Genomic DNA, 12,606 nt, shown 5'->3' with positions numbered 1-12,606 from the left:
CAATTATACCTCTTTCCTTTTTATTTGATTTTGACGAATAAATGGATCACCATAAACATCTTCGTCATCCTTTTTAAATGCGAATATCGCAAAAATTCCTGATATTAAAGCAATTCCTGAAATCACTAAAAATGTGTTGCTGTATCCTATGTTATCTCTTAGCGTTCCTAAAGGTGTTGATAATATAACTTGTCCAATTTGAGCAGCTATTTGGAACCCAATCATATATAAAGTGGCTGACAACTTAGGATTAAAATGTAGCGTAATATATCTAAACATTGGAAGCATAAATAATGGTACTTCAATAGCATGCATCATTTTAATAATTGAAATCGTAAATGGCGTAGTTAATACACCACTGAGTCCGATTCTAGCAACCATTACACAGACACCAAGCAATAAAGTATTTCTAACACCTAATTTATACATGATGATAGGCACAACACCCATCATTAAAGCTTCGAAAAATACTTGAATAGAATTTAACGTACCATACATTTGTTGGCCGGTTTCAGGTGAACTGAATAATTGTGTGTAAAAATCCGGGAACATTTGTTGGTCATAAATTGTATAGAACGACCATGAGAACATAATAAAAATAACGATTACCCATAAGTGGGGTAACTTAAGTAAATCGAGCATCTCTTTGAAACTCGGAATAGAACTATCAACATCCTCATCGCGAATTTCATCTTTAGCTTTATCTTCTTGTTTAGGTTTCCAAAATATTAAATTTAATAATAAAAATAAACCTAAAATTGAACCTATCCAGAAATTGTACTCTGGGTTTTTAACAAATAAAAATCCTGCAACTAAAGCTGATATAGCGTAACCAAACGAACCCCATGCTCTCGCTTGACCATATTTAAAATCAAAATAACGACTAAAACGTTCAGAAACAGCTTCGTAAATACCAGCGGCTGAAAGGAAGCCAGCAGATAGAAATAGTGAACCAACTATTATTCCAATCGTAAAGTGATTTTGAATGAGTGGTGCATAAATCCATATGAAAAATGGACCTACTAACGTTGACATCGTAGCACAGAAAATAAGTAAACTTCTCTTCAATACTAATTTATCCTGAAGAATACCATATGCGAACATTAGAATTAAAGTTACGAATGAGTTGGCTGAATATATCGTACCAACTTCACTACCAGATAAACCTAGACCATTTTTTTCTGAGGTAAGCCAAATTTGAAAGAATGACCACCAAATGGACCATGACGCGAAAAATATTAATAAAGTAAATGAAGACTGCAAGTAAGACTTGTTCTTAAAAGTTTGAAACATTTGCAATTAAATAATACCTCCTGAACCTTGAAAGGGCTTTCCTATAAAGAAGTGTATATTTAAATAACTAATATGTCAACCGGTTAACATATAAAATCAAAAAAATAGTATCAATCATTTTTATGGAATTCAAAATGATTGATACTAAATTAAATATGAGTTTTATATTTATTAATTTTTATTAACTGAAGCGTCGTAGATTGATTCTACAGCGTCTGCTAGGCCTTTATCGAATTCTTCTTTTGATTGTCCTGCGAATAAGTCTGTAACTAATGCGCGTGAGAAACTAGCGATTAAGCCTTCATTTTCTTTTAATAATTCGTTTGCTTTATCTCTTGAATAACCGCCAGATAAGGCAACAACACGAATTACGTTTGGATGTTCTATTAATGATTTATATTGATTAGGTTTTGTTGGAATTGTTAATTTCAACATTACGAATTGATCATCGTTTAATTTATCTAATTCTTTAGCAATTTCCTCAGTTAAAATATCTTCAATTTCTTCTTTATCTTTAGCGTTGATATTAACTTCTGGTTCAATAATTGGAACTAAACCTGCTTCGATAATTTGTTTTCCAATTTCAAATTGCTGTTGTACTACTTTAGTAATAGCGTCTTTATTAGCTTCTAAAATATTTGAACGCATTTTAGTACCGAAAACATTGCGATCTTTAGCGCGTTTTAATAGTTCGTCTAAACCTTCTATTGGTTTCATTAACTGAACACCATTTTCTTCATCAGCTAGACCTTTGTCTACTTTTAAGAATGGTACAATACCTTTATCAGCTAAATAATTAGATGTATATTTACCTTCTACTTCACGATCCATCGTTTGCTCGAATAATATAGCACCTAAAATTTTATCAGCGTTAAATGCTGGAGATGTTATGATACGTGTTCTCATTTCGTGAACAAGTGTAAACATTTCATCTTCACTATTATATTGATCTTCATCAATACCGTAGTCTTTCAATGCTTTTGGAGTACTACCACCACTTTGATCTAGTGCTGCTATAAAACCTTTACCGTTTTTAATTTTATCAAATTGTTCTTGGCTCATTTTTTCCACTCCTTATGATTTTCTACATGTACAGTATGATGAATAATAAAAGTTATCGCAAGTATTTAAGTTTCATGAAAAATATTATGTATAAATTAGTTTCTACAATTATGTCGAATTTAAGAAGTTTAAGGCTATGTCATTTCATAAATTGGACTGACGCTTTATTATAGAGGATAGGGAGGTTTCTCAATGAATAAAAAATACGCAATTGCACTTATTTCTGGTTTAGCTCTCGTAGCAATCGCTGTAGCCGTATTGTTGATGTCTTCAACACAAAAATCTACTTATTATGGTTACATGGAAAATAGCACTACAGCTGAAAAAGTAGTAAGTGAAAAAGATAATAAAGTAACAGAAAATGTTAAAATTAAGAATACAGAAGACTTTAAACCTAAAAAAGGTGACTTTGTAAAACTTATTTCTAATGATGACGGTAAAACTTATTATAAAAAAGATATAGTAGATCATGACGATATTCCACATGGTCTTATGATGAAAATACATGAAATGGATATGGACATGGACATGTAATGAAAACGCCAAAATCATTTAGATTTTGGCGTTTTTTTATACAAAATTATTATATATGGTAAAATTACTTTTAATAAGTTCATCAAGGGGGATATATTATGTTATTACGAGAGAAGAAAGAATCTGATATTGAAGAATTAGCTAAAGTGCATTATGAGTCATGGCTTTCAACGTATAAAGGAATTATTCCTGAGAGTTATTTAGATGAAATTACTTTGGAGTCTTACATAGAAAATCATTATAAATTTAATGCACCTTGTATTGTTGCTGAAATAGATAATAAAATAGTAGGTTTTTTAATGTATGCTAAAGATAAAGATGATGATACTAGTGAAAATTGTGGAGAAATACTCGTCATTTATTTACTTGAAGCATATCAAAACCAAGGTGTAGGTACTCAATTAATGATAGAAGCTGAGAAGAAAATGAAACAGGAATATGATCAATTAAGTCTGTGGGTAATTGAAGATAATTTACAAGCAGTGAATTTTTATGAGAAGTGTGGGTTTAAAAAAGATGGAAAAGTAGAATTAAGTGAACATGGTGTTGTTTTACGTGAAACCCGTATGATAAAAGATTTATAAAAACCATATTGCGATAAATGAATATCGCAATATGGTTTTTTATTTTATATATCGATTACATACACTTTAATATATTAGGATATTAATTTTTTGGAATTTAAGAATAAACAACGAGATTAAATTTTTTTAAAGTTTTTTTAGAATTATTAATAAAAATATGATTATTAATATAATACTAGGGTAACATACTAAAAAAGGAGGATATATATATGAGTAAAATTACAGATTCATTTATGAATGCATTAGATAGCATTATTGGATTTATTCCAAATTTAATTAGTGCGATTATTTTATTAATCGTAGCTTGGATTATTGCAGTAATTGTTAAAACGATTATTGTAAAAGGCTTAAGAGCTATTGGATTTGAAAAATGGTTAGAGAAAAAAGGATTAACTGAAGCAGGTAGTGGTAAATCTGAATCAGAAGGTTTAATTCAAACATTCGGCAAACTAGCTTACTTCATTATTTTCCTATTATTCTTGCCATCAGTGTTTGATGCATTAAATATGACATCAGTATCAACACCTATTAAAAATATGATGGATAGTATTTTAAACTTCTTACCTAGAGTTATAGTAGCAGTAATAATACTAATAGTTGGTTTATTTATTGCTAAAGTATTAGGTACATTAGTTAAAAACTTATTAACTAATTTAAATGTTAGTCGTTATAACCATTATGTTAATTTTGGTGAAAACAAAGAAAGTATAGATATTCCTTCAGCTACAGGCTGGATTCTTACAACAATAATTGGTTTATTCTTTGTTGTTGAAGCTTTACACACTGTAAACTTACAAGTGTTAAATACAATTGGTGAAGCAATTATTGGTTACTTACCATTAGTTATCTCAGCAGCTATTATCTTAGTAATCGGTTTTGTTGGTGGTAACTTATTATCTAAACTTATCAAAAAATCTACAGGCAATGGTCTTGTAGCAGAAATTGTTAAGTATTTAGTAATTGTTGTTTCAGTATTTATGACACTAGATCAATTAAACTTTGCTCAAAGTATTGTTAACGTAGCATTCTTACTTATCTTAGGTGCTGTTGCAGTAGCATTTGCTATTTCATTCGGTATCGGTGGTAAGTCATTCGCAGAAAAAACTTTAAGAAAAGTTGAAGACAAAGCAGACTCTGATAAATAATATTGAAGAATCCAAATAAAGAGGCTGAGCTAAAATAATTGCCCAGCCTCTTGTATTATGATTTAGATTAATGAGATAGAAAATCCTAGTAGCACCATATTTTATATAATTAACAACGTAGTAAATCCATAATATAAAACAAATCACATATCAAAATAAATGCTCCTAATCCTTAGTAGATTTAACTAAAGGGTTAGGAGCATTATTTTGATTTAGGGACTTATATCCCAAGGTGGTTATTATTTATTAAATACGAGTTTTATATTTAAATTGTTACAATACCTAGTAAAATTGCGATAAATAGCATAACGATTGAAAATCCCCAAATCCAGAAGAATGCGTATTTAATATATTTACCCATATTAATTTCAGCTAGCCCGACTGCTAACCAAAGAGCAGGTGAAAATGGACTAACGAATGTACCGATTATGTTTCCTATCATTAATGAATAGGCTGTTGAAAGTGAAGGTACACCAAATTGACTTGCAGTTGATTCTACAATTGGTAACACAGCAAAGTAATATGCATCTGTACTAGTTAATAAATCTAATGGAACACCTAGCATACCAATTATAATATGTAGATAAGGTCCAACTGCTGTTGGTATTATATCAATCAATGATAACGCGATTGATTCTAACATGCCTGTTTCATTTAAAATACCTAAAAATACACCAGCAGCTAAAATAACCGCGGCCATCATTAAAGCATTAGGTGCGTGTGCACGTAAGCGATCCATTTGTTCGTCAACATCTCTGAAGTTTAATGGTAATGCAATACCGACACCAATCATAAATGCTAATTCTGGTGGAACGATGTCTAATAACATCATTGCAACTATAATAATTGTAAGTATAAGATTGAGCCAAAGAATATAAGTATGTTTTTTAGCTTCACCTTTAATTGAAGCATTTTCTTCTTGATCTTTTTGATAATTTTCAATAATTTCATTCATGTCTACTTTAATTGTTTCTTCATCAGGAAATTCTCTTGCAATACGTTTCTTTTCTCTTAAGCCTAAATAAATAGCAAATAGAATTGCTAAGACGATGCCTATTAATTGTATAGGTATGATGTTGTACCAAAGCTGATTAATATTATCTACTTTTAGAACTGAAGCAGTACGAGCCATTGGTCCGCCCCAAGGCACCATGTTAATAATAGCGGCACTTAGCGCAAGTAGTAACACTAATAAATAAGGACTCATTTTAAGTGTTCTATATAAAGGTAATAAAGCAGGAATCGCTAATAAGAAAGTAGTGGCACCAGCACCATCAAGTTGTGCAAAAGTACCAATAATGGTTGTGACAATTGCTACGATAATAATATTTCCACGTGTTAATTTAATCATGCCTTTAACTAACGGTCTAAATAAGCCGCTATCTGAAATAATTCCAAAGTATATAATCGCGAAAATAAACATTACTGCTACATTAAATACTTGATCAAAACCAGAATCTACATATTTTCGTATATCTCCGAAACCATGTCCAAGAACTAATGCGCCAATAATAGGTATTATTGTCATACCGACTACTGGACTGACCTTTTTAAAAATTAACATTGTGACAATGGATATTATAATAATAAGCCCCACAATTGTTAACATTGTATTTGCTTCTTCCATGAATGATCCCCCTCTTTAATTAAGCGCTTACAAATAATGTTAAACAAAAACTTTCTATGCAAAATGAACTCTTATAGAAAGCTTTAATTAGTATATCATTATAGAAAGTAAAAATGTACTGAATTTTAAGAATTTTTAGTTTTTGATATTATAAAATTTTTAATCATGGTTTGATATTTTACATATTATGTTATAATTTAAATAATTAAAGAAATATATAAAGTTTTTAATTGTATAATAATATATTGAAGAGGTATATAAATTGAATAAATACATAATAGCACTATTTAGCATCATGATTACTCTAACGCTTATAGGATGCTCAAATGATAGCAACAAAGAGACGGATTCATCAGAGAAAAGTGATTCAGATAAAATTGTAAAATCAAAACAACAAGAAAAAGCAAAATTGCCTAAAGATGTATTTCAAACAGATGACAACAATCAATCATTAACTAAAGATGATGTGAAGAAAAGTATTCAAAAATATCTTAATACAAATGAATCAGTATATAATGTAACTTCAAAAATTGAAGAAAAAGTATGTGATGAACAAAATTTAACAAATGAAGAAACTAAGCAATTAGAACAAGCTCGTAAATTGTTAGACGAGAATGATCAAAACTTCTCTAATTATTTAAAGAATAATGAATTACCAAGCGAATACAAAAAAGATACATATAGAATAAGTGAGTACTTTACAGCTTATAATGATACTTTAAGTAAACTTGATAATAGTATTCAACAAATGGAAAAAAAGGCTAATGACGGTGAAATACCAATTAAAGAAGTGAAAGATATAATACCAGATAGCGATAAAGTTAATGGTAAACAACAACAGAAAATAGAAAAGTTTCTTAAAAGCATTGATATTAAAACAAAAGCATTTGAAAGGTGATTGAATTACCAATGAATAAAATGAAGTTAGCAATTTTTATAGATGACTGTAGACATATATTAGGGTTCGCCATTCTATTAGTTTATTTTATATTAAGTTCGAAGTTTTATATACAATTTGCTTATTCAATTGTGATCACGTTATCGACTTGTTTATATTCATTGTTTTTTATCGCTTCTGATTATAGGATGGCTAGATATCAACGTAAACCATTGGTTTCCGTAAAATATAGAATATTTCAATCAATAATATTCTTATTACTAGGTGTGACTGTATACTATAGTAATTATTGGGAAAGTTTTATTGGTGTTATCATATATGGGATTGTAGCACTAGTTATATTTATAATGTTCAATAAAAAAATATATAAAATACAAGGGTTTGAGTATGTTGATGAATAGAATGCTAAATAATATAGATTTAATGAGGGTAGTTACAATATTTATAGTAATATTTATAAGTCTAGGCGCAGTAAAAATATTTGGTTTAGATAAAGGTACTTATATTATTATTTTTATCGCTACGATTTCGTATTTATTCTTCGAATGGTTAAGAGCTAAAAAGGTAGCTAAAAATATTAAAAAATTTATGTTATTTAAAATAGGACTAGCTATAATAATAATGTGTATTGCATTATCATATTTTATTCTATTTTGGAAGTCTAATAGTAATTTGAGTATTTTTTATATCATTATTTACACTATCATTGGATTCGTTCACAGTTATATTGAAAAGAAATATTTAATTAAAAATACTAATAATGAAACAAATTCATAAGAGATAAATTGTATAAAAATACGCTTGTAATGCATCCACAAGCGTATTTTTTATTTATTTTTATATAGAAAGAATAAACTTCTTGAAATGTTGTTGAATAAAAATATTGATATTTAATTGAAACGATAGTATTTTCAGAATTTTATATCAAAACATATAGACATTTATTTCCATATATTTTATAATTGATAACGGTTATCAATTATAAAAGGAGGAAAAATATGAATAATTATAAGAGGTTATTAGTTATGTTACTTGTTGCTAGTGCGTTATTTTTAACAGCTTGTAGTGATAGTAATAAATCAAATGATAAAGATAAAGAAGCGAAAGGTGAGGAACCTAAACAAGAAAAATCAATAGAAATTAAAGATGAATTGGGTACGGTTCAACTTAAAGATAAACCTAAAAATATAGTTGTATTAGAATATTCATTTGCTGATGCTGTTAAAAATTTAGGTTCGACACCAGTTGGTATCGCTGATGACAATAAAAAAGAAATTATTAAGAAGTTATATGGAGAAGAAGTGAAATATACTTCTGTAGGTACACGTAAACAACCTAACTTAGAATCGATTAGTTCATTAAAACCAGATTTAATTATTGCAGATGTTCAAAGACATAAAGGAATTTATGAAGATCTTAAGAAAATCGCACCAACGATGATTTTAAAGAGTAGAGAAGCAAGCTTTGACGATGTAAATGCTTCATTTGAAAAAGTAGCAACTGCAATGGGCAAAGAAGATGAAGGCAAAAAGATGTTGGATGATTTAGAAGATAAATTAAAAGAAGCTAAATCAAAAAATGAAAAAGCTTCTAATAAAGATGAAAAAGTTATGATTGCTGTTGCGCGTGAAGATGCATTCCAAGCACATACCTCGCATTCTTATGTAGGCCAACTATTAGAGAAAATGGGCATGAAAAATGCGATTGAATCTAATAAAGCGTATGAAGAAGTAAACTTAGAAACATTATCTAAAGTAAATCCGGATAAATTAATTATTACTTCTGATAAAGATAAACCGATTACTGATGAATGGAAAAACAAAGAACTTTGGAAAGAGTTAAGTGCTTATAAAAAGGGTCAAATTCAAGAAGTGGATAGAGATTATTGGACTAGATTTAGAGGTTTCAAAGCAAATGAATACATCATGAAAGATGTAGAGAAAAATAATAAATAATTGAATGGAACAATGAGTGTGTAGTTTTATGCATTCATTGTTCCATCATTTCAATATTTAGTTGGTGAAATGATGCAGAGAAAGTCTATTATAACAATGGTCATGATTATCATATTAGTGATAGGTATGATATTGAATTTGAGCATAGGTTCAACGTTTATGAGTTTAAAGACGATATTTAATGCCATTGTAGCAGATGATCACTCTAAAGATGCGCTGATTATTAATACGATTCGTTTGCCAAGATTATTCGTTGCTATAATGGTAGGAATAAGTTTAGCTGTAGGCGGTGCTATTATGCAAGCTTTAACTAAAAATGCTTTGGCATCGCCTCAAACATTTGGAATTAATGCAGGAGCAGCATTGTTACTTGTTGCTTCAATTGTATATTTACCAGGCCATTCAGATACAATTAATCCTTATATTGCTTTTTTAGGTGCAATTGTAGGTGGGTTGATAGTATATACGTTTATTTATGGACACGAGAATAATCATGTACGATTAGCATTAGCAGGTATGACAATCCATTTATTATTATCTTCCATAACTGAAGTGTTGATAATACTTAATGAGAATTCTACTGATGTTTTGTATTGGTTAACGGGTTCATTAAATGGTAAGGATTGGGATGGTGTACAAATCTTATTACCCTGGTTTGTAATAGGTGTATCTGTTGCTTTATTTTTATCTAAAGACTTAACCGTTTTATCATTAGGGGATATATTTGTAACGAGCTTAGGTCTTCATAAGAAACTTAAATATTTAATTTTTAGTTTTATTGTGATTATATTAGCTGGTTCGTCTGTAGCTGTAGCAGGACCAATTGCATTTATAGGTCTAATTGCACCTCATATTTCAAGAAGATTAATAGGTGGAGGGTATGAGAAGAACTTATACTTCACCGCATTAACAGGCGCAGTTATTCTCGTATATGCAGATACGTTATCACATATCATTGCTTATCCATATGAATCTCCAGTTGGAATTGTAACAGCACTAATCGGGGGACCATTCTTCTTATATCTTTGTAAAAATGGAAGGAGTGGTCTTAAATAATGAAGTATAAATGGAAGTTTATCATTGTGATAGTTGTTCTGATTATAAGTATCTTGCTACATGTACAAGTCGGATCACAATTCATTTCATTTAAAGATACATTAAACACGGTTGCTGGAACAACTGATGATTATGCATTTGTATTATATACATATAGAATACCAAGAATGGTCATTTCTTTAATTTCAGGTTTACTATTAGGATTAGCAGGTGCTATTGTACAAACATTACTTAGAAATCCATTGGCTTCACCTGATATTATAGGTGTTACTAAAGGAGCTGGATTATTTGCCGTTGCGCAGTCATTACTATTACCAGCATTGCCATTCTATTATCTAGGTATTTCTTCATTTCTTGGTGCGGTTATAATGATTATAATCATTATGTTCTTGGGGAGGATTTTTCAAGCGACAACTTATACGATAGCTTTAATTGGTGTAGCTTTAAGTGCTATATGCCAAGCTGGTATTCAGTACTTTATGATACGCTATCCAGATAATATCAATACTACATTGCTTTGGCTGTCGGGTAGTGTATGGAGTAGAGATTTTGATGACTTGTGGAATTTTATACCGAGTGTATGTATATTACCATTGATATTTATATTCGCAAATAAGTTGGATATTTTAAGTTTAGGTGATGAAGCGGCCATAAGTTTAGGAGAAAAGGTAAGTATTATTAGAAGTGCTTATTTATTCATGTCAGCAATATGTATTGGTTCCGTCGTATCTGTTACAGGTACAATTGGTTTTATCGGCTTAATATCTCCTCATATTGCAAGGTTATTAGTAGGAAGAAAAGCTATAAGACTTTTACCAGTATCATCTATTATAGGGGCTATATTTTTACTTTTAGCGGATGCTATTGGTAAAGGTATTGCACCACCTGTAGAAATCCCAGCTGGGGTTATTACTGCAATAATTGGCGCACCATACTTTTTATTCTTACTTAAAAAAGAGAAATGAGTATGTAGAGAAGGTGAGTGTGAGGGTTGTCTTACTTCAGACAGAAGGAAGTCTAAAAAATATATCGAAAGTTACAAAAAGACCTTTCCATTATCTAAATATGATGGAAAGGTCTTTTTATAAAGTTATTTCATTTCTTTAAATGCTTTGTAGAATATTTCTCTTTGTTTCTCTAATGAGATTGGGTCATTATATTGTGTTTCTGTAACGTCAAATTTCACCACATGATTGTTCTTCATAGCATCTGTATTTTTCCATACATTAGTTTCTTCAAATTGCGCTTTTTGGTCGCCATTGGCAGCTATAATAACATAGTCTCCTAAATATTGATCAAATTGTTCTGGAGTGATAGTGAGTGTGCTTGTCTTTTTAGTTGCTGATTTTAATTCATCAGGTAATTTTAATCCCCAACCATCAAATATAATTTCTCCACCTCTGCCCATCTTATCGTTAAATGCAATGAGCCCTTTAGGTGTTTGCTGTAAAATAGTGGCTGTTTTTCCTTTTATTAATGATTCCAGTTCTTTTTTATCTTTAGATAGTTGTGCTTTCCATTCTTTAAGCCATTTATCTGCTTTGTCTTGTTCTCCAACTAATTCAGCTAGCAGTTTTGTATTGTCTTCATATGTAGATTTCATGTTATCGAAAGTAACAGTAGGTGCTATTTTTTTAAGTTTATTTAAATTTTTGTCTTGAGATGTTGCGATAATTAAATCCGGTTTTGCTTTGGCAATTTGTTCAACGTTTGTGTTATCAATCTTCTTAGAATCTTTTGTAACATCATTTAATACTTTATTCTGCTTAACAAATTCTGGTACAGCTACTGGCTTATGTCCAAATTTTACTAATGCGCCCACGTATGTTGGATGTAATACAACGATACGTTTAGGGTCTTTTGGAACTTCAACTTTTTCTCCAGAATCGTTCGTAAATGATTTAGTATCAGATTTACTGCCTTCTGATTCTTTACTATTTTCTTTAGTGTTACTATTCCCACAAGCTGCTAAAAGCATAACTAAAACAAGCATAAAAACGGATAATTTTTTCATCATCGTCCTCCTATTTTTTTGTAAATGATAATTCTTCTCAATTATACCAAATTGAAAAACCATTACAATAAATTTTTGGAAAATTAAAATAGGAAACATTTGAAGAATTAGGTAAAAACAAGTAGAATTAAAAAAGAATCGATACTTGAAAGGAGTGAGATAATAATGGAATGGCTCATAGGGTTACTAGGAGAAGATATATTATTTAATTATTTAACGTTTAGTATACATTACTTCATTCCAATATTATTAACGCTTCTATTTGTATACTTAGAAATGCAAGCAAGTATCAAATTGAACGAGACATGGCATGTACAACCATCTACTGAAGTACAAGATCAGTATATTTTTGTATGGATGGTACCTATATTAAGATGGAGAATAAAATGCCTGTCGAAAACAGTCGATGAAGAAGACGCGTTGCCAATATATTAAATC

The 12,606-nt window shown here is 29.9% G+C and carries 14 protein-coding genes; 10 read left to right on the top strand and 4 right to left on the bottom strand.

Annotated elements, in window-relative coordinates:
- Nucleotides 1–3: 3 nt before the first annotated feature.
- Complete coding sequence (locus LQ688_RS05480) at nt 4–1,293, bottom strand: MFS transporter (RefSeq protein ID WP_064205070.1); 1,290 nt, start codon at nt 1,291–1,293, stop codon at nt 4–6.
- A 171-nt stretch (nt 1,294–1,464) separates the two neighbouring features.
- On the bottom strand, nt 1,465–2,355 hold the full coding sequence (locus tag LQ688_RS05475; RefSeq protein WP_194200444.1) for a fructose bisphosphate aldolase: 891 nt from the start codon (nt 2,353–2,355) through the stop codon (nt 1,465–1,467).
- A gap of 192 nt (nt 2,356–2,547) precedes the next feature.
- Here LQ688_RS05475 and LQ688_RS05470 point away from each other — a divergent pair, with 192 nt between their 5' ends.
- The 3 genes from LQ688_RS05470 to LQ688_RS05460 all read left to right on the top strand — a co-directional run bounded on the left by LQ688_RS05470 (nt 2,548) and on the right by LQ688_RS05460 (nt 4,618).
- Nucleotides 2,548–2,889, top strand: a complete 342-nt coding sequence (locus tag LQ688_RS05470; protein WP_070045197.1) for a DUF4889 domain-containing protein — start codon at nt 2,548–2,550, stop codon at nt 2,887–2,889.
- 98 nt (nt 2,890–2,987) lie between these two features.
- Nucleotides 2,988–3,473, top strand: a complete 486-nt coding sequence (locus tag LQ688_RS05465) for a GNAT family N-acetyltransferase (RefSeq protein ID WP_064205047.1) — start codon at nt 2,988–2,990, stop codon at nt 3,471–3,473.
- A gap of 209 nt (nt 3,474–3,682) precedes the next feature.
- The gene (locus tag LQ688_RS05460; protein WP_016999842.1) at nt 3,683–4,618 is read left to right on the top strand and encodes a mechanosensitive ion channel; all 936 of its coding nucleotides are present in this window, start codon (nt 3,683–3,685) and stop codon (nt 4,616–4,618) included.
- Nucleotides 4,619–4,883: 265 nt separating this feature from the next.
- Here LQ688_RS05460 and LQ688_RS05455 read toward each other — a convergent pair whose 3' ends face one another.
- Complete coding sequence (locus LQ688_RS05455; RefSeq protein ID WP_070045196.1) at nt 4,884–6,245, bottom strand: CitMHS family transporter; 1,362 nt, start codon at nt 6,243–6,245, stop codon at nt 4,884–4,886.
- A gap of 262 nt (nt 6,246–6,507) precedes the next feature.
- Between LQ688_RS05455 and LQ688_RS05450 the strand changes: the two genes are divergently transcribed.
- From LQ688_RS05450 to LQ688_RS05425, 6 genes are all read left to right on the top strand, one after another.
- Nucleotides 6,508–7,143: an NDxxF motif lipoprotein gene (locus LQ688_RS05450; RefSeq protein ID WP_239724022.1), complete on the top strand. Its 636-nt coding sequence runs from the start codon at nt 6,508–6,510 to the stop codon at nt 7,141–7,143.
- Nucleotides 7,144–7,154: 11 nt separating this feature from the next.
- Entirely contained in the window at nt 7,155–7,544 is a 390-nt protein-coding gene (locus LQ688_RS05445) for a hypothetical protein (protein WP_239724024.1), read from the top strand.
- Entirely contained in the window at nt 7,537–7,920 is a 384-nt protein-coding gene (locus tag LQ688_RS05440; RefSeq protein WP_239752666.1) for a hypothetical protein, read from the top strand. Before LQ688_RS05445 ends, LQ688_RS05440 begins: the two co-directional genes overlap by 8 nt.
- 221 nt (nt 7,921–8,141) lie before the next feature.
- Entirely contained in the window at nt 8,142–9,098 is a 957-nt protein-coding gene (locus tag LQ688_RS05435; protein WP_194200451.1) for an ABC transporter substrate-binding protein, read from the top strand.
- A 72-nt stretch (nt 9,099–9,170) separates the two neighbouring features.
- A complete protein-coding gene (locus tag LQ688_RS05430; RefSeq protein ID WP_239724140.1) occupies nt 9,171–10,154 on the top strand; it encodes a FecCD family ABC transporter permease in 984 nt (327 codons plus the stop codon).
- Entirely contained in the window at nt 10,154–11,119 is a 966-nt protein-coding gene (locus tag LQ688_RS05425; RefSeq protein WP_239724028.1) for a FecCD family ABC transporter permease, read from the top strand. Before LQ688_RS05430 ends, LQ688_RS05425 begins: the two co-directional genes overlap by 1 nt.
- A 125-nt stretch (nt 11,120–11,244) precedes the next feature.
- Here the strand turns inward: LQ688_RS05425 and LQ688_RS05420 are convergent, their stop codons facing one another.
- Entirely contained in the window at nt 11,245–12,168 is a 924-nt protein-coding gene (locus tag LQ688_RS05420; protein WP_239724030.1) for an ABC transporter substrate-binding protein, read from the bottom strand.
- Nucleotides 12,169–12,333: 165 nt separating this feature from the next.
- Between LQ688_RS05420 and LQ688_RS05415 the strand changes: the two genes are divergently transcribed.
- A complete protein-coding gene (locus LQ688_RS05415) occupies nt 12,334–12,603 on the top strand; it encodes a hypothetical protein (protein WP_016999860.1) in 270 nt (89 codons plus the stop codon).
- The last annotated feature ends 3 nt before the right edge of the window (nt 12,604–12,606 follow it).

Origin of the sequence: Mammaliicoccus sp. J-M40, from assembly GCF_022386395.1 — a bacterium.
Classification (GTDB): Bacteria; Bacillota; Bacilli; order Staphylococcales; family Staphylococcaceae; genus Mammaliicoccus; species Mammaliicoccus lentus.
Note: the sequence above shows the minus strand (reverse complement) of the source record. Positions and strands in the feature narration are given on the sequence as shown.